This is a genomic window from Brevibacillus brevis (assembly GCF_900637055.1).
Taxonomy (GTDB): domain Bacteria; phylum Bacillota; class Bacilli; order Brevibacillales; family Brevibacillaceae; genus Brevibacillus; species Brevibacillus brevis.
This window is the reverse complement of the sequence record NZ_LR134338.1, coordinates 765,571-786,406: the sequence shown is the minus strand read 5'-3', so window position 1 is coordinate 786,406 and position 20,836 is coordinate 765,571. Positions and strand designations below refer to the sequence as shown.

The following is a 20,836-nucleotide window of genomic DNA, read 5'->3' as shown; positions in this document are numbered from 1 at the left end:
CACCTACCCTACTTGTCGGCCGTACGACATAATCGCGTCGCGCACCCATTTGGTTTCCTCATAAGACATTACCCGAAGATTCAGACGGTGAGCGGAGCGTGGTCCGTTTCCCTTGACGATTTGCTTGAACTCTTCCCAGTCAGGCTGCTGGTAGACCCATTTGTCTGCTGCCTCGTCGAAGTAAATCGTATCGTCTGGAACTGTGAAGCCAAGGTGGAAAATACGCGGCAAATACTTTTTCAGGAATACTTGGCGCAATTCTTCATTGGTCTGTGTACGAATCTTGTAGCGCATGTTGGCTTCTTGATTGCTCGTAATGTTGCCGTTTTCCGGCGGCCCGAAAAACATCAAGAGGGCAGGCCACCAGCGATGGATGGCATCTTGCAGCATTTGGCGCTGTTCATCGGTGCCTTCTGCCAACTCCAACACGATGCTCTCCCCGTGTTGGGCGTGGAACTTTTCTTCCGCACAGATCCGATGCAGAGCGCGGGCGTAAGGTGCATAAGATGTATCGAGGGACATCGATTGCGTAATGATAGCCGCTCCGTCAACCAACCAGCCAATCACACCAGCATCAGCCCAGGTAGGCGCTTCCATGTGAAATACATTGTGAAATTTCAGTCTTTTCGAAAACAAATCATGCATGATATCCTCGCGCGTCTTGCCCAATGGTTCAAGCAAATCTTCTGCGACGCGAAGCAGCAATTGACCATGCCCCATCTCGTCCTGGACCTTCGCCATAATCGCCAGCTTTCTGCGCAGCGTCGGCGCCTTTGGTACCCATTCTTTTTCCGGCAAGGCACCCATGATCTCACTGATGCCATGCATCGAGATCAGCTTGATCAACTGGTTGCGATAGTCGTCTGGCATCCAATCGTCTGCCTCTATTTTTTCCCCGCGGTCGATTCTCGCTAAAAACGCTTCCAACTTTTCGTTTTCAGTCAGATCCGCATGTTCGAGCCTCATTTGCATGGAGAACGCCCTCCTTTTATCAGATATGCATTATGTTAAAATTATAATACGTTTTTATAACGCAATAATAACATAACGTCATACGTTTTTGCAATACGCTTACATAGGGACTCATCTATTCTCCGCGCCCAGTTATTTCTGCTGCCTTTTTCAACTGCTCGGCCATGTGCCGCAGCTCTTGCATGACTGCATCCAGCTCCTGTATTCGTGTCGACTGCTTCACACTGTGATTCATCGTCTTCTCCATTTCGCCCGTTACCGTCCCGACGAGTGCATTCATTTCATCTAATAGAAGGAAAATACCCTTCGCTGAACTAGCGGTCGTCTGGGAAAGCTGACGGATTTCCTCTGCGACCACGGAAAAGCCACGACCAGCAGCCCCTGCACGTGCCGCTTCGAGAACGGCATTCAAGCCGAGTACATTGGAGCGCGTCGAGATATTGCGGATCAGTTCGTTAATCTGGGTCGTTTCTGCAATTTTCAGCCCTAATTGACCAGCTGCATCACTCAGCGTGTGGCTTGCTTGTGCCAAATGGTCCGCGTCCTTTGCCAGACTTTCTGTGTGCTGTGCGATATTTTCCAGCGCGTCCGTCAAGTTTTGAGCCAAACCGTGCAAGTGATCCTCCTGATCAGTCGTCACGCCTGTCGCCAAGCAACCGACTACTTGCCCGTTTTCGACAAGCGGATAACCGACTGCGATATAAGGAATGCCATAGAGCTCTTTGGAAATCTTCTTCACTACCCGCTTGCCCTCTTTTACCGCTGTCGCATTGATACTCCCCGGGCGCAATTCGTCTCCTACTCGAATCCCCAGGTTCAAGCCCTGTGCCGGATAATAGGCGAGAAACTTCTCTTTGTCGGTGACTCCTACCATACATTCAGACAAAAATGCTTTTTGTAAAATCGGTGCGACCATTAAGACGCTATTCAGCAATTGAGACATGCATGATCCCCCTACCCTTGTGATGAAAACAACGATTCCCCCCGCATTCTTCATCAGTACGCGGAGGGAATTCACTTCTTTCACTTATTTAACGAGCTGGAATTTTCCTTCCTTCACTTCAACCATGATCATACTGTCTTCTGTCAGACCATTATGATCATCAGCCGTGAACTTGAATTCTCCGGTTACCCCTACGTATTTTACCTTTTCTAATACTTCGCCCAGCTTGGATGTGTCGCCGCCTGCTTGCTTCAAGCCTTCCACGAGCAAATTCAAGCCGTCATATCCGTATCCCGCGAAGCCGTCTGGCTGTGTATTGTAGGCAGCTTGATAGCCATCCACGAATTTTTTGATGATCGCAGATTGCGGATCGTCTGCCGCTACTTGTTCTGGGATGAGCAGTTTTCCAGCTACCATCAGGACACCCTCGCCAGCGTCTCCAATCAGTTCGAGGAATTTGCTGTTCGCAGAGCCATGGCTGCTAATGATCGGAATAGTGAGGTTCAGTTGCTTGGCTTCCTTCACGATCGTAGCGGGTCCAGGATTCGTACCTGCCACAATCAGTGCCTGCGCATCCGTTCCTTTGATCTTGGTCAATTGGGAGCTCATGGACGGATCTTTTGTGCCGTACTTTTCTTCGGCTACAATCGTGATACCGTATTCAGGCGCATATTTTTGCAATTGCGTCGTCCAGCCACTTCCGTATGGATTGCTGTCATTGAGCGTAGCGATTTTCGTAATGCCTTTTTCCTTCAAATATTTGAAGATGCGCTTCGTTCCGTGCACGTCCGTGTGCGGTGTTTTGTAGATGCCTGCACGAACCGGATTGGTGATTTGGTCTGCGGCTGCCATCGAGATCAGCGGGAGCTTTTCTGCTGCGGCATACTCAGCCATCCCGAGAGACGGACCACTGCCTGAGGAGCCGAGTACAGCTACGACCTTTTCTTTCGAAGCGAGCTTTTTGATCGCTTTTACCGCTTCCGTATTGTCAGACTTGTCGTCTTCAAAAATGACTTCCAACGGTCGGCCATCCACTCCGCCTGCGCCGTTGATTTCTTTTACCAGCAGCTCTACCGCTTGCTTCTCCGGTACGCCGAGCGGACTGTTCGGACCAGTCAGCGAGAAAATTGCTCCGACCTTGATCGGGTCCTTGCTGGCGCCACCAGTGCCTGACTCTGCTGCTGGTGTAGCGCCGCCTCCACAGGCGCTCAAGAATACGAGCGAAGCGACTGCTGCTGGAAATAGCCATTTTTTGAATGTTCGTTTTTTCATGGGTGTACCCCCTCATGTATGTGGTTGATCTTGATCAAACTGCTAGTGTTACTAAACTGCTTCGTGGGAGCTTCCCAAATAAGCAGATTGCACACGCGGGTCATTGCTAATCTCGTCTGCCTTCCCTTCCAGCATGACGGTTCCCGTACTGAGTACGTAAGCCCGGTCGGAAATAGCGAGCGCTGCGCGAGCATTTTGCTCGACCAACAGCACCGTGGTGCCCCATTCCGAGCGAATCTCCTGCACAATCGTCAGGATTTCTTTGGCAATCAGTGGAGCCAGTCCTAGCGAAGGCTCGTCCAACAAGAGGAGCTGCGGTCGAGACAAGAGCGCCCTGCCAATGGCGAGCATCTGCTGCTGCCCCCCGGAAAGCGTTCCCCCGAGCTGCCATTTTCGCTCTGCCAAAATGGGAAAACGCTCATACACCGTCTCCATTTCTTTGGCAATTTCCTTTTTGCTCGTCTTGGGCATCCGATGAGAAGCACCCAACCACAAATTGTCCTCCACGGTCAGCGTCGAAAAAATTTGTCTGCGCTCCGGTACATGCGCCATGCCCCGAGGTACCACCAGCTCCGCAGGAACACGCGTAATGTCCGCGTCACGAAACCAAATCTTTCCTTCCTTGTCGCCGTGCAGACCGCAGATACAGTTCAAAAGTGTCGTTTTGCCTGCCCCATTTGCGCCTAACAGGGAGACGATTTCTCCCTCGTTCACTTGCAGAGTAATCCCGTGCAGCACTTCCACCGGACCGTAGCGAGCCGTGATGTTGTCTACTGTAAGGACTGCCTTCCCCATGTTTGTCCACCTCTTTCGCGCTTCATTCTGCACCCAGATACGCCGCAATCACGCGCGGGTTCTCCTGAATCTCACGCGGGGTTCCTTCTGCAATTTTTGATCCTTGATCCAATACAACGATGCGGTCCGCAATCGTCATAATCATGTCCATGTCATGCTCCACTAGCAAAATAGCCGTTCCGTTGTCGCGAATCTCGCAAAACATGCGGCTCATCTCCGCGGTCTCGGTATGATTCAGACCTGCGGCAGGCTCATCCAACAAGAGCAGCCGCGGCTGGGCTACCATCGCGCGGGCAATCTCCATCAGCCGCAGCTTCCCGTATGGCAAGCTCCCAGCCAGCGAGGACGCTTCCTCCGCCAGTCCTACATTCGCTATCCACGTCTGCGCCTGCTCCTGCATCAGCTTCTCTTCCTTGCGGGACTTTGCGAGATTCATGCCGCAGGAAAAGAGACTCGCACTTGTCTTGGTATGCATGCCGACCATGACGTTTTCCATGACGGTCATATCGTCAAAGGTCTGGAGGTTTTGAAAGGTTCGCGTGATTCCCAGTCCGGCATATTCGTAGCCTTGCACACGTGTCAACGGCTGGCTGCTGAAGCGAATCTCTCCTTCCGAAGGCGGGATCACACCCGACACCATGTTGAGCACGGTGCTTTTCCCAGCGCCATTCGGACCGATTAGCGCAAGAATCTCTCCTTCCCGCACCTGAAAATCTACTTGATTCACTGCCCGTACGCCGCCAAAATCACGAGAGAGCTTTTGCACATCCAAAAGTGTTGTCATGTTGCAGCCTTCCTTTCCACCTGCTGCTTTCGCTGTGCTTCGTCAGCCATGGCCTTCGCCTTTTTCCCCTGCCCTTTTTCGAAAGCAGCCCGGGTGCGCGGAACCAATCCTTCCGGCATGAACATGATGAACAGCACGAGAATCGCACCGAATACAATCGTGTCCACATCCCCCTGCAAGCCTGGCACCACTTCGCTCAAGAGGATCAGCCCTTCACTGATAAAGCCAATCAGGATCGTCCCGATCAAAGCACCCCAGATGCTTGTCATCCCGCCGATGACGACCATCGTCAGAAACTTGATCGACTCGTGCAGTCCGAACGGCTGCGGATCGAGAATTCCCATGTAATGGGCGTACAAGCCGCCGGAAATACCAGCGAACATGCCGCTTACCACAAAGGCATTCAGCTTGAACTTGCGGACATCAATTCCCATCGAGGTTGCGGCAATCTCACTTTTGTGAATCGCCCGAAACGCTCTGCCTACGCGTGAATTCAGCAGATTGAGAGAGAAGAGCAGCACACAGGTGACGATTCCCCAAATCAGAAAGTACATGGATAGCTCGCTTCCACCGAAGAAAGTCATTTGTGGAATGCTGATCATTCCGTTTGCTCCCCCTGTGACGGACTCCCATTCCGTAATCCCGATCTGGACGATGTAGCCAAATGCGAGAGTTGCCATGGCGAGGTAGTAGCCTTGCAGCCCCGCTATCGCCCGCCCGAGGATAAAGGCGAATAACCCCGGGACAATCGCAGCAGCTATGAGGCCGATAAATGGCGGCAGACCGTACTTCGTCGTCAATACTGCCGACGTATAGGCGCCTATCCCCCAAAAAGCTGCTTGTCCCAGCGAAATTTGTCCGGCCAGCCCCATCACGAGGCATAGCCCGATGGTTACGATTGCTTGAAGACCGATAATAATTCCGACAGAACGATAGTATTCATCCGGCATAACGAATGGGAAAAGAATCATGAAAAACAGGTAGATCCCAATGCTTTTGCCCCACTTATCGATGATCTGCTTCATCATAGCCCTCCTTTGCCAACGCTGCGTTCTCCAAAGATGCCGGATGGCTTAATCAACAGCATGCCGATCAACACCAGAAAGGCGATCGCGTCCTTCATACCAGAACTGATGTAACCAGCTCCCAGCGACTCGACGATCCCGAGTAAAAAGGCGGCTACGGCTGCACCCAATGGATTTCCCAATCCGCCAAGAATGGCCGCGGAAAAGCCTTTGATTCCGAGCAGCACGCCAATATCGTAAGACGTCACAGAAAGCGGCGCGATCACGATTCCTGCAATTGCTCCTGTCGCTCCACTGATGGCGAAGGCCAGCATACTCATCTTTGTCGGGCTAATCCCCATCAGGCGAGCGGCCATCGGGTTGACCGAACAGGCGTTAATTTTTTTGCCGAGAATCGTCTTGTCCATCAAGTACCAAAGTAGAAAAAGAATGATAAGAACAGCAGCCAAAATCCAGATACTTTGTTGTGCGATCATCACGCCGCCGATCGAGATCGGCTCATTGCTCGTAATCGGTTCGAGTGCAAACGCATCTTTTCCCCAAATAAAGCTGGCAATGCCGCGAATCAGTGTGGAAATGCCTATCGTCAAAATAATCAAACTAATTGGGTTAGCCTTTTTGACGTAAGCGATTACATATTTCTGCATCAAAACCCCAATCAAGGTGACCATGAGGATCGCGAGCAATGCCGCCAACCCATACGGGAGATTCATGCCAATCAAAGCGACTGTGACCATTCCGCCCAGCATCAAAAATTCACCCTGCGCCAGATTAATCACCTTGCTTACGTTGTAAATCGTGATGAAACCAACCGCTACGATCGCGTAAATCCCGCCGCTGACAAGGCCGTTTGCAACGTACTGCAGCAATTCCGTCATATTCGTGCTGTACCCCCTTTGTATCGCGTCCACCAAACTACAGCCAAGTAAAACGCTTACATTTTAAATAATGGAAAAATGATTGATTGAAAAAGACCCTAGACGTGCTAGGGCCTTTCCTTCGCAGCTTTCGCCTATGCGGATGGCGCAGCTTCATACACGGTCTCGAAGAATCGTACTGCCCCTGGATTCAATAACTGGTAGTAATTTTGGAACAACTGATCCGCCTCTTTGCCCAACCACAGCTCTGGCAACAATTCCTGCGGCAAATCAGGATCGATGAACAAGAACTTGCGGTATTGGTGGACCAGCTTTGTCTTTTCCACGAAGCAATGGCTGTCTGGAACCTCTTCCCCATTGCTAAGTTTTGCTGAAAGCTGCTCGTATTCTTCTCGGTAGGCATCGATGAAGGCTTTGTATTTTTCATTGATTTCATCGATATCCCAGCATTTCTGTACGAGCTGCTTCGGGTTGCTCCAGCCCATATGCTCGGATGTAAAAATCTCGACATACTCTGTAATCTCGTGGGCTTCCGTCAGGTCCTTCACGCGATCACTGAGGTTATTCGGGCTGATCCATGTGCTGGTCGTCAGCATCCCGAAGCCCATCCAGCCCAGCTCCTTGCGCAGTTGATCACGCAGCGCTCGACGCTCCTCTGGGATGTTGTAGCTGGCAATGCACCACTTGCCGTCCCACACATCTGTCTCGACCTTATAAATACGTGCCGCTGCCTCTTCCAGCCGCTTTTTGCCGCGCTCGGATACCGAGTAGAAGCTGCGGTTCCCTACTTTCCGCGATTCCAGCCAGCCTTGGCGAAGCATCCGGGAGATCGCTGCACGAACAGCCGGCTCCGACAGTCCGAATTCCCCCATCAGCTTGGTCAGACTACCAATCCAGATTTCGCTTCCATAATGGCGGACGTATTCACCGTAAATTGTAAAAAGCATGGATTGTGGCTTCACGTTTCTTCTACCCCCAAATCGATTCATACCTATATGCTGTGTGAAATTGTACCATATTCTGTAGGATGTGCGTGAATCGACCGAGAGTATATGACGTTAAAATCGTATAACGTAATTTAAACGTAATTATAGTAAAACATTTTAAAAGAGTCAATTTATTCTGTCATATTTATTAATTCCCATTTACTTCCTGGTTGATCTCTGCTTGCAGGGCCTCAAAACGACGCTTGATCTCGTCCTTTTTGAAGATGGCCTGGACGAACGTCCCGAGTCCTACACGATTACGCGTAGTGTCCGCCGTAACCTCGCACACCACGCGTTTTTCGGTAACCTGCACACAGGTCGCCCGGAATGTGACCTCCTGACCAATCACTGCTGGGCCGACATGCTTGATGTCTACAGCAAATCCCGAGCCCTCTCCATCGGCTTCCAGGTATGGTAAAATGACGCGCCTTCCCGCCCATTCCATGTAATAAATCATACTGACTGTCGACATCACGGGATGCACGACTTGGCCTTCAAAAACAGGCAGCATGTCCTTTGTCACTGTCACAGTAAATTCTTCCGTCGTCCCCGGCTGCAGTCTATCTATCAAGAGTACCTGCCTCCCTATTTGCCCAAGCTACACACGCTCAATAATCGTCGCAATCCCCTGTCCAACTCCAATGCACATCGCTGCCAACCCGTAGCGGACATCACGACGCTCCATTTCATACAGCAGAGTAGTAAGGATGCGCGCTCCGCTACACCCGAGCGGATGGCCCAAAGCAATTGCTCCGCCATTTACGTTGACCAGATCAGGGTTGACCCCCAGCTCGCGTACACTCGCCACTGCCTGCGCCGCAAAAGCCTCGTTGAATTCGAACAGATCAATTTGCTCCAATGACAAGCCTGCCTGCTTCAGTACTTTGCGCGTAGCAGGTACTGGCCCAATTCCCATTACGGAAGGATCGACCCCTGCCACTGCGGATGCGACGATCCTTGCACGCGGCTTCAATCCAGCTGCAAGAGCCGCTTCCTGTTCCATGATGAGCAGGGCGCAGGCTCCATCGTTTAGACCACTGGAGTTGCCTGCTGTGACGCTGCCATCTGCTTGGAATGCTGGTTTCAGCTTTTGCAGCTGTTCGATGGTCGTCTCCGGACGTGCATGCTCATCGTGTTCAAACAGCGTAACCTCGCCTTTGCGCCCTTTCAGCTCAACGGGAACGATCTCTGCATCCCACTTTCCTTCTGCCAAGGCACGTGCGTAATTCTGCTGACTGCGCAAAGCAAACTCATCCTGCGCTTCACGGCTAATACCGTATTGCTCCGCTACCTTCTCCGCTGTTTCCCCCAAGCTGATCGGTGGATACATCTCTTTCATTTTTTCGTTGACCAATCGCCAGCCCAACGTCGTATCGACCAGCTGCTGATTGCCGCGCTGAAAAGCAGTGCCAGGCTTCATCATCACCAGCGGAGAGCGTGTCATGCTCTCTGTCCCGCCCGCGATATAGACGTGACCTGCTCCGGCTTTGATTGCATTCGCGCTTTGGTTCACAGCCTCCAGACCTGAGCCGCACAGGCGGTTCACTGTCACTCCAGGCACCTCGACAGGCAATCCCGCCAACAGAAGTGACATACGCGCGACATTGCGGTTGTCTTCCCCAGCCTGATTGGCACAGCCCATGATGACATCATCTACCGTCTTCGGATCGATAGGATTGCGCTCCAGCAGCTTTTGAATCACCAATGCGCCCAGGTCATCCGGGCGCACATCCTTCAACGCACCACCAATACGGCCGATTGGCGTGCGCACAGCATCTATGATGACAGGTGTACTCATTCTTCCACTCCTCCCTTGCACGAGGGCTTTTTTCTATAGCGCTTCTACTAACGTGGCCAATCCTTGACCGCCGCCTATGCACAACGAAACGATTCCGTATTTCTTTTGGCGACGTCTCAGCTCGAAAAGAATCGTACCTGCCAGTCGGGCACCGCTCATTCCGAGTGGATGACCCAACGCGATTGCTCCACCATTTACATTGGTTTTCAAGGGGTCCAGTCCCAGCTCGCGCATGCAGGCGAGTGACTGGGAAGCAAAAGCTTCATTTAACTCAAACAGGTCGATTTGCTCTACGGTCATGTTCGTTTCTGCGAGCAGCTTGCGGATCGCAGCGACCGGACCAATGCCCATAATGCGCGGATCAACACCAGCACTGACGAAATGAACGATGCGTCCTAAAGGAGCGACGCCAGTCTTTTGCAGCATTTCTTCATTCATCAAGAGCAAGGCCGCTGCACCATCGTTGATGCCGGAGGAGTTGCCTGCTGTGACACTGCCATCTTTTCGGAAGGCCGGACGCAGCTTGGACAATGACTCCACACTGGAATCTCTTCTTGGGAATTCATCCGTGTCAAACAGCGTTTCTTCCCCTTTTTTCCCTTTTAACGTGACCGGAATGATCTCATCGCGGAACAGACCTGCATCAATAGCGTTGATAGCCCGAGACTGGCTCTCTGCTGCAAAACGATCTTGGTCTTCGCGACTGATGCCGAATTGCTCCGCCACGTTTTCCGCTGTATCTCCCATGGTCAGATCGCCATAAAGCGAGACAGGGGCAGAACGTGGTCCGCCAAAAGACTCGATCAGCGTCTGTCCGCCACGTTGATACGGCTGCTCGAATTTTTCCATGATGTACGGTGAACGAGTCAAATTCTCTACACCGCCAGCCAGCATAACCTGACTATGTCCTGCCTGGACGGACTGCGCAGCCAAATTGACTGCTTCTAGTCCGGATGCACACACCCGATTCACAGTCAGTCCAGGTATGGTGTCAGGAAGTCCTGCTTTCAACAAACCAACGCGTGCAATGTTAATAAACGGTCCGGCCGATATGACGTTTCCCATGATGACCCCATCCACAATCTCACCGGATTGTCCTGCCTTCGCAAGCGCTCCATTCAAGACAATCGCTGTCAGGTCGTCGATGGGGGTGTTCTTCAGACTTCCGCCCAGCTTGCCGATTGGTGTACGTACTGCTGCTGCTACGTACACCTCCTTGTTAGTCAAGCTCATGCCTCTACACCCACTTTTTCTTCGTACGTGTAGAAGCCTTGCCCACTGCGTACGCCGACACGCCCTGCCAGCACCAGCTTTCGTAATAGCGGCGCTGTACGATAACGCTCCTCGGCCAGATCGCGCTGCAAGCCTCTCGATATCGCAAAAATCTCATCCAAGCCGATGCGATCGGCCCATTCGAGAGGCCCGTATGGGTAGTTGGTGCCCTTTTTCATCGCGATATCGATATCGGTAGCGGTTGCTGCTTTTTCCATCAGGGTAAAGGCAGCCTCGTTGATAATGAGTGTTAAAATGCGCGGGAACACGAGACCTACCTCGTCGTTTACGTTTTCCGTCTCTTTCCCGAGCGATTGAAAGAAGCCTTCCGTTGCTCGAATCGTATCCAGCTCCGTTTGCAGGGCAGGGGCAATCTCGATCAGCTCCCGTTCAACCAAGGGCACGAGCGTTCCAAATCCGCAAACGCGTTCAGGATGCTGTGTCCAGGACGCTACTTCTGTCGCTGTAACCGCGAGCGAAGTCGTGATGATCGGTACGTTTGGTGGCAACAGGTCATCCAGCTCGCGTACCTGCCTCTTTTTCGCCTGCATATCGACGCTATTTACTTCCACAGCCAATTCGACCAGCTCCGGTTCCTCCATCGCTTCTGCAAGCGTAAGCACCTGGTAGCCTTTTTCGACCATCAGCTGATTCAACTCTGCGTACAGCGGGCTTGTGCCCACGAGCAATACAGCCTTATTTGTTGTAATCATAGAAGCCTTCCCCCGTCTTTCTGCCCAAGCTGCCGGATTGAACCATTTGTTGCTGAATCCGGCTAGGCTTAAATCGTCCTTCGTGGAAGAAGTCGGTATAGACCGATTTAGTTGTGGCAAAATTGATGTCGATGCCAATCATGTCTTGCAGCTCAAACGGACCCATTTTGAATCCGCCAGCCAGCTTCATGATGCGGTCAATCTGCTCCACACCTGCCACATGATCGCCTAGGATGCGCAATGCTTCGTTATAGTAAGGACGTGCTATTCGATTGACGATAAAGCCAGGGGTGTCCGTCACCAGAACAGGAACCTTGCCCAACTCTTGCGCAAATCGATACGCCACTTCCACATTTTCCTCGCTCGATTTTTTCCCGCGAATCACCTCAACCAAGGGCATGACGGGTGCCGGATTGAAAAAATGAAATCCGAGAATGCGGTCGGGATGCGATAGCCCTCCTGCAATCTCTGTAATCGAGATGGAGGAAGTATTCGTTAATAAAAGGGCATCCTCTCTGCAAATCCCGCAAAGCTGGCTGAAAATGCTTTTTTTCAAATCTAGACGCTCTGGCACCGCTTCGATGACGATATCGCAGTCTGCCAACTGCTCTATTTCCGAAACGAGCTGGACCAGCTCTAGCGTTTCAGTCATTTCTTGCTCGCTGATTTTGTTTTTCTCTACGTCTTTTGTCAGGATCGATTGCAAATAGACAAGCGCTTTATCCAAAACCGCCTGATTCGCATCCAACAGCATGACCTGATGTCTTTTGCGAGCACAGACGAGAGCGATTCCCGCTCCCATTGTTCCCGCCCCGATGACGCCTACTGTTTTCGTACTCACTTGGGCTTGCCTCCCTTCGCCTCTAACGGCCTGTAAAACGAGGCGCACGTTTTTCCATGAAAGCGGTGACCCCTTCTTTGTGATCCTCTGTGCTGCCAGCCGCTTCTTGTGCAAAAGCTTCATATTCCAAGGTCTCTTCCAACCCCATCTCAAGACCTTTGTACATCGTGCGCTTGATCAAACCAATCCCCTTCGTCGGCAGTGACGCCAGCTTGCGGGCATACGCCAACGCATCCTCCATGAAGCTCTCGGCAGGGTACACCTGATTGACCAGTCCGATCCGCAGCGCTTCCTCAGCGGATACCTTTTCCCCCGTCATCGCCAGCTCCAACGCCTTGCCGATCCCGACGATGCGCGGCAAGAAGTAGCAGCCTCCTGAATCAGGAACGAGCCCGATGTTGACAAAAGCATTGACGAAGGATGCCTTTTCCGATGCCAGGCGAATATCGCACGCCAGCGCAACACTCATACCTGCACCTGCTGCTACACCGTTTACCGCTGCGATGATCGGTTTCTCTGTTTTTTGAAACTGGAGGATCATTGGATTATAACGATCCCGCAAGAAACCACCGTAATCCACATCTCCTCCCCCAGAAACGTCACTGAGATCCTGACCCGCATTGAACGCGCGCCCTGCTCCGGTGAGAACGATGCAGCGCACATCCGCATCCTTCTGCGCTTGCTTCAACGCATCGGTGATTTCCTTGTTCATGACGGCTGTAAACGCATTGAATTTGTCCGGACGGTTCAAGGTCACCAGTGCTACACCTTCTGACACCTCATAGAGAATCGTTTCGTACATGGCCGCCTCCTAATTTCCCGTAAAACGGGGTTTGCGCTTCTCCAGAAAAGCTTGCATGCCTTCTTTTCGATCTTCGCTTGCCAAAAGAAGATAAAAGCTGTTTCGCTCGTAATCCATTCCCTCTTGCAGGGGGAGATCACCAGCTTTGTACACGGCTTTTTTGATTACCTGTACCGCGAGCGGCGGCTGCTGGGCGATTTGCTTCGCCAGCTTGAGCGCTTCTTGATAGTACGCCTCCACTGGCACTACCCGATTGACCAGTCCGTATTTCAACGCTTCCTTGGCCGAAATCGGTTCACCTGTGAGCAGCATCTCCAGTGCTTTTCGCTCACCTACCACACGCGTCAGACGCTGTGTACCACCAGCCCCAGGCATGACTCCCAGCTTGATTTCCGGTTGACCAATGACGGCTGTCTCCGAAGCGATCACGATATCGCAGTTCATCATTAATTCACAGCCACCACCGAGCACAAAACCGCTGACGGCACCAATAATCGGCTTGGAGATGAGTGAGATGCGATCCCAAACCGCGAACTGATTGCGCTTCATGATGTCGATAGCTGATGCTTCCGCCATTTCATTAATGTCGGCACCCGCTGCGAACGCCCTCGCGTTGCCAGTCAGGATGATCACCCGAATATCCGGGTCGCGGTCCATTTGCTCCAGCTGGTCAACCAATTCGTCGACAAGCTGCAAATTCAGTGCGTTTAGAATCTTCGGTCGATTCAACGTAATGATACCGACACCATCTTCACTGGCTACGCTAATATATTCATAGGCCATGAACTGTCACACCCTTTTTTTACAGGAGCTGGTTTACATAGCTGCCTGTGATTTGTTTCGGTTATCTACGACTCGAATCGCTTTTCCTTCGCTGCGCGTCAAGGAATTTGGCGGTTGCACCCGCAGCACCACGGACACGCCCAACGTATTTTTGATGTGATGGCAAATTTCTTTTACCAATGGTGAGAGAGCAGAGCTGTCATTTCCACTGATCTCATTTGCATATGCTGGTGTCAGCTCACAGTGCACCTCAAAACGGTCGAGAGCACCGTCGCGTTCAATGACGACCTGGTAGTGTGGAGCCAATTGGTTAAACGTAAGCAGAACGGACTCGATCTCTGTCGGGAACACATTGACCCCGCGAATAATGAGCATGTCATCTACACGTCCTTTGATGCGCGACATCCGCATGGTTGTCCGTCCACACTTACAGGGCTCAGGATTGAGGGAAGCGATATCACCCGTGCGATAGCGCACAACCGGGAATGCTTCTTTCGTCAGCGACGTGAATACGAGCTCGCCCTCTTGTCCGTATGGGAGCACTTCTCCGGTATTCGGATCGATAATTTCTGCGTAGAAATGGTCTTCTGCGATATGCAGACCATCCTGCACCTCATGGCATTCAATGGAAACACCTGGCCCCATCACTTCGCTCAGCCCGTAAATGTCCACCGCTTTAATGTCGAGCTCATGCTCCAGCTGTACGCGCATTTCTTCCGACCACGGCTCTGCACCAAAAATTCCGTATTTGACACTCGTCTCACGTGGATCGATTCCTTGCTTTTTCATCTCTTCCACGATGTTGAGGACATAGGATGGCGTTGCTGCAATGCCACGTGGCTTGAAGTCCTCGATCAACGTAATTTGACGGGAGGTATTGCCGCCGGATACCGGCACTGCGACTGCGCCCATGTGCTCGATGCCGTTGTGCAATCCCAAACCGCCTGTAAAAAGGCCGTAGCCATACGCGTTATGGAAAATGTCTCCCGGCTCTCCACCCGCACAGCAAATGGCGCGCGCCACGATCTCCGCCCAATTCTCCAGGTCTTTTTTGGTGTAGCCGACCACAGTCGGTTTTCCTTTTGTCCCGGAAGAGCCGTGAATACGTGCCACTTCCTTCATTTCGACTGCAAACAGATTGAAGGGATAATTTTCCCGCAAGTCTGTCTTTTTCATAAATGGGAGCTTCTGTATGTCTTCGATCGATTGGATATCTTCTGGTTTTACACCAGTCTCATTGAATGCTTTTGTGTGGAAAGGGACGCGCTCGTATACGCGTTTGACCGTTTCTTTCAAGCGTGCCAGTTGCAGTTCTTTCATTTTCTCTCTTGGTAGCGTTTCCATTTCTGTATTAAAGATCATGTCGCTTCCCTCATTCCCTTGCGTGATGACTCGGTAGGAGTACTTATTTGAAAATGTTACTCGCCCTTAAAAACTGGTTTTCGCTTTTCGCGAAAGGCTTCCAATGCTTCCAGACGATCTGTCGTGGGAATAATTACTTCATAGCACATTGTTTCGATATCTAGACCTGTCTGCAAATCGACACTGCTTCCGCGATCAATCGCTGATTTTGCCTGATAAACCGCCAACGGAGCATTTGCCAAAATCTCGTTCGCCAGCCCCATTGCCAGCTCACGCAGCTCTTCTATATCTTTTGCAACTGCATTTACAAAACCGATTTGCTGCGCTTCCTCCGCTTGGATGCGCCTGGCAGTCAGGATCAGCTCTTTTGCCTTGGAAGGTCCGATCAAGCGAGACAACCGCTGCGTACCACCCGCCCCAGGAATGATGCCCAAACTCACCTCTGTCAGACCCATTTTGGCATCTGCGACGGCATAGCGGAAATCACAGGCCAGGGCCAGCTCAAAACCCCCGCCAAAAGCAAATCCGTTGATCATGGCAATGGTCGGCTGCGGAAGCCTCTCCAACGCAGTAAATACATCGCGGATTTTGCGGACATTGCGGCGTACCTGCTGTTCCGTTAGTGTACGACGCTCCTTCAAATCTGCCCCTGCGCTAAATGCTCGCCCTTCTGCCTTCACGATGACCACACGAATCTCTTTTGCATCCAACCGCACCTGCTCAATCAAGTTTCCCAGGCGCTCCAATGTATTGTAGTTCAGCGCATTCAGTTCATCTGGACGATTCAGCGTAATCAGTCCTATATGTCCTTCACGTTCAAAGCGAACACTCTCTTCCATCATCAACGTCCTCCTTGTGCAGGCGGGTTAACACGTGCATACGTACCGGTAGCAAAAGCCACAAGCTTGCCATCACAAGTCACGCGTGCTTCCATCACGATCAAGCTTTTTCCTTGTTTCAATACATGGGATTGTGCCTCTAGTACCTCACCGCGTGCAGGGTGCAGGTATTGAATCTTGCTCTCCACCGTCACACATTGCTGTACGCCATCCACATGAGGTGCTGCCCCATGCCCCATTGCCACATCGGCTAGTGTCGCCGTAACGCCTCCGTGTACGACACCTTCGATGCTATTGAACAGCTCGGGGCGAATTTTCAGTGCTACCTTACAGCCCTGTTCATCTCGATGCACGACTTCTATGCCCAGGTAGTGGTTGAATCGATTACGGATCTCCACTGACATCTTTGCCCCCTTTCTCGTATCGTCTTGAAACAGTGAAAGGAGCCTAAGCACGTGGCTTTTGGCATCCTTTCCCCGTTTTATTTTCGCTGTCAGTTATTCGTTTTCGTCGATTTTGACGAAGTAATCACTTTTCCGGTAAGCCAGTGCATCCAGGGTCGCTACCAAGCCATGCTCCGTTTCTACGCGGATGCGGTACCAGGCTGTTCGATTGTTTTTCTTCTCTTCGGTCGCGGTTGCCACCAAGCGATTCCCTTTCATGGCAGCAGCCAAAAATCCGATATTCATCGAAAGTGCTACAGACGTTTTGCCATAGGAATTACAGGCCGCTGCAAAAACAAAGTCTGCCAGGGAGAAGATGATTGCGCCATGTGCAGTGCCGTGCGCATTCAGCATATGCTCGGCAACTGTGACTTCCGCAGTCGCCGTTCCTTCTCCCAGCTCAATCAGCTTGATGCCCAAAAACTGTGCAAATGGATCTTGCTTTAGCTTCTCACAAATCTCTGCGTAATGCTTCTGATGGAGCGCTTGTTCGTCTATCAACCTTTTCGTGGTCATGATTAAACGACTTCTGCAAAATGCATGGACACAATTGGTCCGGCGAAGCCACGGAGGTCTTTTCCTGCTGCGCGACCTTCAGGAGATGACAACGCTTCCATCAAAGCTTCTTTCGATTCAAAGTACATTTCTGCCATCAGATGCAGGTCGGATTCTCCCATTGGCGTTCCGTAGATTTTGCTCACTTCCATTTTGATTAAGCCAGGCATTTTTTCTGCCAATGGGCCATGTACCTCGAAATAATGCTTGTCAAAAGCATCAATATCTTCGGGCTTGCGATAAATTGCTACCAATTTCACCATCATGATCCCTGCTTTCCTCAGATTATAGTTGCAATGTGTGACGACTAATTCATATAACGTTATTTTAACGCATGTTAATATTTTTATTATATAAAGCCTTTGTGACAGGTGCAAGTATTTTTCAAAAAGCAAGAAAACTCTGTCGGATTGTATCCTCCCTTCTCTCCATGTTTATGACTGGGAAAAGGCTGACAGAATATGCTTCGATGGGATGTTTTCCAGCTTTTGTGGTCGGGGGAAGCCCTGCCACATGTTTTCCAGTCGCCTGTATCCTCACTTCGTTCGGGCGGTCTCCTTCCAAACATGTGACAGGACTTTCGAACAGCTGTGGTTGCCTTCGATTATTCAAAACATTTTTTGGGGAATTTCAGTGAGACTTCCTTGAATCAACTTACTTGATGCTTGATAAAAAGCCACGTGGGAAGAAGCGAATTTCCAGTCCAAGCGCCTCTGGAGCCCGACCCAGCGTAGGGATGAATGGCGGGAATGGTTTTAGCTTCAACCTCTGCTACCACTTCTTCGAAACTGCTACTTTTGAAGCGTTCCCGCCATTCATGCCGGAGCGGACAGTTCCACCCCTTGCGGGGCGTAGGCCGAAGCGTAGACTGGAAATTCGCTTCTTCCCCTCCCCAACAGCACTCATAAAACAAAAACACAAAAAAGAGGACAGACCCAATGTCTGTCCTCTAACATCGCTCTATTTCCTAGATCCACACCCAGAAAATAAAGACGAAGATCGCCAACATAATTACAAACAATCCTGCGAAAATACTGATCCGTGCAAACTCATGACCTTTTTGATCCATGTGCATCCAGACATACAGCTGGAAGAACGCTTGAACAAAGGCCAATGCTACGATGAATGGTACGGTAAAACCTGATGGAATTGCTTCATACGCCACCGCAATGAATGCCAGTGCGGTCAATACGAGAGATCCGATGAAAGCAACAATGTGTCTTTTCGGACCATCGTGTTTGACTTTCGGCTTGCGTACCTCTTCATTATGAGCTTGTGCTCCCATAGATTATCCCACCTTTCCACCGATCATACCCATGAGATATACCACGGTAAAGATGAATACCCATACAACGTCGATAAAGTGCCAGTACAGACATGCCAGGTAGAACTTCGGTGCAGTTACTACCGTCAGGCCCTTTTTCGTCGCAGATACTTGCAAAAGAATGATCCAGCAAATCCCGAACGCTACGTGAGCTCCGTGGAATCCAACCAATGTGTAGAAGGCAGACGAGAATGCACTCGTTGACATTTTCAATCCTTCATTCACATAGTGTACGAACTCGTAAATCTCCAAAGCAAGGAAGCCGAGACCGAGCAATACAGTGATGGTCAGCCATAGCTGAATCTTCTTCAGGTCTTTCTTGTGCAGAGCCAGCGTAGCCATAACACTTGTCATCGAGCTGGTAAGCAAGAGAAGTGTTGCCACAGCAACGAGATTCATGTCAAACAACGATTGGGACGTTGGTCCACCATTTGCCTGATCACGAAGAGCGATAAATGTTGCAAACAAGGAACCGAAGAGAACTGTCTCCCCACCAAGGAAGAGCCAGAAGCCAAGAACCTTATTCTTGCCTTCAAGGGTGGCTTTTTCCGGTTCGTCAGGCAATACTGCATGTGCGTGATTAGTAGCCATTAAGCCTTTACCCCTTTCTCTTCGAGTTCATCTTCATGAATGTGATAACCTGGATCGTCTTTCACAGAACGGGTAAACATGCAGCCGAGTGTAAAGAGCATTCCAATGACTACGACCACATAGTTGTGGTAGATAAAGCCATAGCCTGCTACGAACAATCCGAGAGACATCAGGAATGGCAAGAACGATGGCGATGGCATGTGAATGTCGCCAATCGGCTCCGCAGGCGTCATGCCTTTGTTACCAGCCATTTTCTCCACCCACAACGCATCCAAACCGCGAACGAGAGGCGTTTGAACGAAGTTGTACTCTGGCGGCGGCGAAGGAATCGCCCATTCGAGTGAACGTCCATCCCATGGATCTGCAGGAGCGCGTTTGGAGCTTTTCGCTGCAACGACTACGTTGATCAAGAATAGGATGGTACCGATTGTCATACCAAATGCACCGATCGTACTGATAAAGTTACCCATATCCAGGTTCTGATCTTTGAGGTATGTAAAGACGCGGCGCGGCATCCCCATCAGACCCAGGAAGTGTTGCGGGAAGAAGGTAAGGTGGAAACCAATGAAGAACGTCCAGAAGTTCCATTTACCGATTGTTTCGTTCAGCATTTTACCGAACATTTTCGGCCACCAGTAGTACAGACCTGCAAAGAGACCGAATACGAGACCCCCTACGATAACGTAGTGGAAGTGAGCAACTACGAAATAACTGTCATGATATTGGTAGTCAGCCGGCGGAACCGCAAGCATAACCCCTGTCATACCACCGATTGTAAATGTTGGGATAAATCCTACTGCAAACAGGTTTGCGGTAGGGAAGCGGATTTGACCGCCCCACATGGTCAACAGCCAGTTAAAGATTTTGATACCTGTAGGAACAGCAATCAACATGGTTGCAAGTCCAAACAGTGTGTTGGCAATTGCGCCCAAACCTGTTGTGAACATGTGGTGAGCCCACACCATGAAGCCCAAGAAACCGATCAGCGCAGTTGCAAATACCATGGAGCTGTAACCGAACAGACGCTTTCTTGAGAATGTAGAAACCACTTCAGAAATGATACCGAATGCTGGGAGAATCAAAATGTATACTTCGGGGTGACCGAAGATCCAGAACAAGTGCTCCCAGATAACAACGTTACCACCTGCGTCAGGGTTGAAAAAGTTTCCGCCGAACAAACGGTCAAACATCAACAGAACCAGACCAACGGTAATCGCAGGGAATGCGAAGAGGATCAAACCGGATGTAATAAAGGACGACCAGGTGAACATTGGCATACGCATGAATGTCATACCTGGAGCACGCATGTTGATGATGGTAACCAGGAAGTTAATACCACCAATCAGCGTTCCGAGACCGGCAATTTGCAAACCGAGTACGTAGAAGTCTACGCCGATTCCACTGTATTGATTCAAAGCCAAAGTGGTATACGATGTCCAACCAGCATCAGGTGCGCCACCCAAGAACCAGCTTGTGTTCAGTAGCACTCCCCCGAAGAAGAATAGCCAGAATCCGAGTGCGTTAACAAACGGGAATGCTACGTCGCGTGCACCGATTTGAAGGGGAACAATCGCGTTCATCAAAGCGAAAATGATCGGCATAACCGCCAAGAAAATCATCGTGGTGCCGTGCATCGTAATTAATTCGTTAAAAGTCTTGGCACCAACCAATTGAAGTTCTGGGTACATCAACTGCAAACGAATCAGCAGGGCTTCCAAACCACCAGCCAAGAAGAAAATCCCACCAGCAATCAAATACAGGATCGCAATCTTCTTATGGTCCACTGTCGTAAGATAATCCCACAGCCCCGAGCGATTTGGTGCATGAGAAGCATGTGCAGACACGGGTTTACCTCCTT

The 20,836-nt window shown here is 50.8% G+C and carries 23 protein-coding genes; all 23 read right to left on the bottom strand.

What is annotated here, in order from left to right; all coding sequences use genetic code 11:
- Window positions 1-3: 3 nt before the first annotated feature.
- Window positions 4-972, bottom strand: a complete 969-nt coding sequence (gene paaA, locus EL268_RS04135) for a 1,2-phenylacetyl-CoA epoxidase subunit PaaA (RefSeq protein ID WP_106656175.1) — start codon at window positions 970-972, stop codon at window positions 4-6.
- A 115-nt stretch (window positions 973-1,087) separates the two neighbouring features.
- Window positions 1,088-1,915 carry a methyl-accepting chemotaxis protein gene (locus EL268_RS04130; RefSeq protein ID WP_106656174.1) on the bottom strand — a complete coding sequence of 276 codons (828 nt, stop codon included), beginning with the start codon at window positions 1,913-1,915 and terminating at the stop codon, window positions 1,088-1,090.
- Between the two features lie 84 nt (window positions 1,916-1,999).
- Window positions 2,000-3,187 (bottom strand): ABC transporter substrate-binding protein, encoded by a 1,188-nt coding sequence (locus tag EL268_RS04125; protein WP_106656173.1) that lies wholly within the window; start codon window positions 3,185-3,187, stop codon window positions 2,000-2,002.
- 51 nt (window positions 3,188-3,238) lie between these two features.
- Complete coding sequence (locus EL268_RS04120) at window positions 3,239-3,982, bottom strand: ABC transporter ATP-binding protein (RefSeq protein WP_017251564.1); 744 nt, start codon at window positions 3,980-3,982, stop codon at window positions 3,239-3,241.
- A gap of 22 nt (window positions 3,983-4,004) precedes the next feature.
- The gene (locus tag EL268_RS04115; protein WP_106656172.1) at window positions 4,005-4,766 is read right to left on the bottom strand and encodes an ABC transporter ATP-binding protein; all 762 of its coding nucleotides are present in this window, start codon (window positions 4,764-4,766) and stop codon (window positions 4,005-4,007) included.
- The gene (locus EL268_RS04110) at window positions 4,763-5,794 is read right to left on the bottom strand and encodes a branched-chain amino acid ABC transporter permease (protein WP_232030250.1); all 1,032 of its coding nucleotides are present in this window, start codon (window positions 5,792-5,794) and stop codon (window positions 4,763-4,765) included. The genes EL268_RS04115 and EL268_RS04110 overlap by 4 nt, the downstream gene beginning before the upstream one ends.
- Window positions 5,791-6,669 (bottom strand): branched-chain amino acid ABC transporter permease, encoded by an 879-nt coding sequence (locus tag EL268_RS04105; protein WP_106656170.1) that lies wholly within the window; start codon window positions 6,667-6,669, stop codon window positions 5,791-5,793. Before EL268_RS04105 ends, EL268_RS04110 begins: the two co-directional genes overlap by 4 nt.
- Before the next feature lie 134 nt (window positions 6,670-6,803).
- Window positions 6,804-7,631: a phenylacetic acid degradation operon negative regulatory protein PaaX gene (paaX, locus tag EL268_RS04100; RefSeq protein ID WP_016741468.1), complete on the bottom strand. Its 828-nt coding sequence runs from the start codon at window positions 7,629-7,631 to the stop codon at window positions 6,804-6,806.
- A 172-nt stretch (window positions 7,632-7,803) separates the two neighbouring features.
- Window positions 7,804-8,226 (bottom strand): thioesterase family protein, encoded by a 423-nt coding sequence (locus tag EL268_RS04095; protein WP_106656169.1) that lies wholly within the window; start codon window positions 8,224-8,226, stop codon window positions 7,804-7,806.
- A gap of 27 nt (window positions 8,227-8,253) precedes the next feature.
- Entirely contained in the window at window positions 8,254-9,453 is a 1,200-nt protein-coding gene (locus EL268_RS04090) for a thiolase family protein (protein WP_106656168.1), read from the bottom strand.
- 33 nt (window positions 9,454-9,486) lie between these two features.
- The gene (locus EL268_RS04085; RefSeq protein ID WP_106656167.1) at window positions 9,487-10,686 is read right to left on the bottom strand and encodes a thiolase family protein; all 1,200 of its coding nucleotides are present in this window, start codon (window positions 10,684-10,686) and stop codon (window positions 9,487-9,489) included.
- Window positions 10,683-11,438, bottom strand: coding sequence for a 3-hydroxyacyl-CoA dehydrogenase family protein (locus tag EL268_RS04080; protein ID WP_106656166.1), 756 nt, complete (start codon window positions 11,436-11,438; stop codon window positions 10,683-10,685). The genes EL268_RS04085 and EL268_RS04080 overlap by 4 nt, the downstream gene beginning before the upstream one ends.
- The gene (locus EL268_RS04075; protein ID WP_106656165.1) at window positions 11,422-12,279 is read right to left on the bottom strand and encodes a 3-hydroxyacyl-CoA dehydrogenase family protein; all 858 of its coding nucleotides are present in this window, start codon (window positions 12,277-12,279) and stop codon (window positions 11,422-11,424) included. The genes EL268_RS04080 and EL268_RS04075 overlap by 17 nt, the downstream gene beginning before the upstream one ends.
- 22 nt (window positions 12,280-12,301) lie before the next feature.
- Window positions 12,302-13,081, bottom strand: coding sequence for an enoyl-CoA hydratase-related protein (locus EL268_RS04070; protein WP_106656164.1), 780 nt, complete (start codon window positions 13,079-13,081; stop codon window positions 12,302-12,304).
- A 9-nt stretch (window positions 13,082-13,090) separates the two neighbouring features.
- Complete coding sequence (locus EL268_RS04065) at window positions 13,091-13,864, bottom strand: enoyl-CoA hydratase-related protein (RefSeq protein WP_106656163.1); 774 nt, start codon at window positions 13,862-13,864, stop codon at window positions 13,091-13,093.
- Between the two features lie 33 nt (window positions 13,865-13,897).
- Window positions 13,898-15,226 (bottom strand): phenylacetate--CoA ligase PaaK, encoded by a 1,329-nt coding sequence (paaK, locus tag EL268_RS04060; RefSeq protein WP_106656162.1) that lies wholly within the window; start codon window positions 15,224-15,226, stop codon window positions 13,898-13,900.
- 56 nt (window positions 15,227-15,282) lie between these two features.
- Window positions 15,283-16,068, bottom strand: coding sequence for an enoyl-CoA hydratase-related protein (locus EL268_RS04055; RefSeq protein ID WP_174769457.1), 786 nt, complete (start codon window positions 16,066-16,068; stop codon window positions 15,283-15,285).
- Window positions 16,068-16,469, bottom strand: a complete 402-nt coding sequence (locus EL268_RS04050) for a PaaI family thioesterase (RefSeq protein ID WP_016741459.1) — start codon at window positions 16,467-16,469, stop codon at window positions 16,068-16,070. Before EL268_RS04050 ends, EL268_RS04055 begins: the two co-directional genes overlap by 1 nt.
- A 93-nt stretch (window positions 16,470-16,562) precedes the next feature.
- Entirely contained in the window at window positions 16,563-17,024 is a 462-nt protein-coding gene (locus EL268_RS04045; protein ID WP_106656161.1) for a PaaI family thioesterase, read from the bottom strand.
- A 2-nt stretch (window positions 17,025-17,026) separates the two neighbouring features.
- Entirely contained in the window at window positions 17,027-17,326 is a 300-nt protein-coding gene (locus EL268_RS04040; protein WP_007723387.1) for an EthD family reductase, read from the bottom strand.
- A 704-nt stretch (window positions 17,327-18,030) separates the two neighbouring features.
- Window positions 18,031-18,348 (bottom strand): cytochrome C oxidase subunit IV family protein, encoded by a 318-nt coding sequence (locus EL268_RS04030; protein WP_106656160.1) that lies wholly within the window; start codon window positions 18,346-18,348, stop codon window positions 18,031-18,033.
- Between the two features lie 3 nt (window positions 18,349-18,351).
- A complete protein-coding gene (locus EL268_RS04025; protein WP_106656159.1) occupies window positions 18,352-18,978 on the bottom strand; it encodes a cytochrome c oxidase subunit 3 in 627 nt (208 codons plus the stop codon).
- Window positions 18,978-20,822, bottom strand: coding sequence for a cytochrome c oxidase subunit I (gene ctaD, locus EL268_RS04020; protein WP_106656158.1), 1,845 nt, complete (start codon window positions 20,820-20,822; stop codon window positions 18,978-18,980). Before ctaD ends, EL268_RS04025 begins: the two co-directional genes overlap by 1 nt.
- Between the last annotated feature and the right edge of the window lie 14 nt (window positions 20,823-20,836).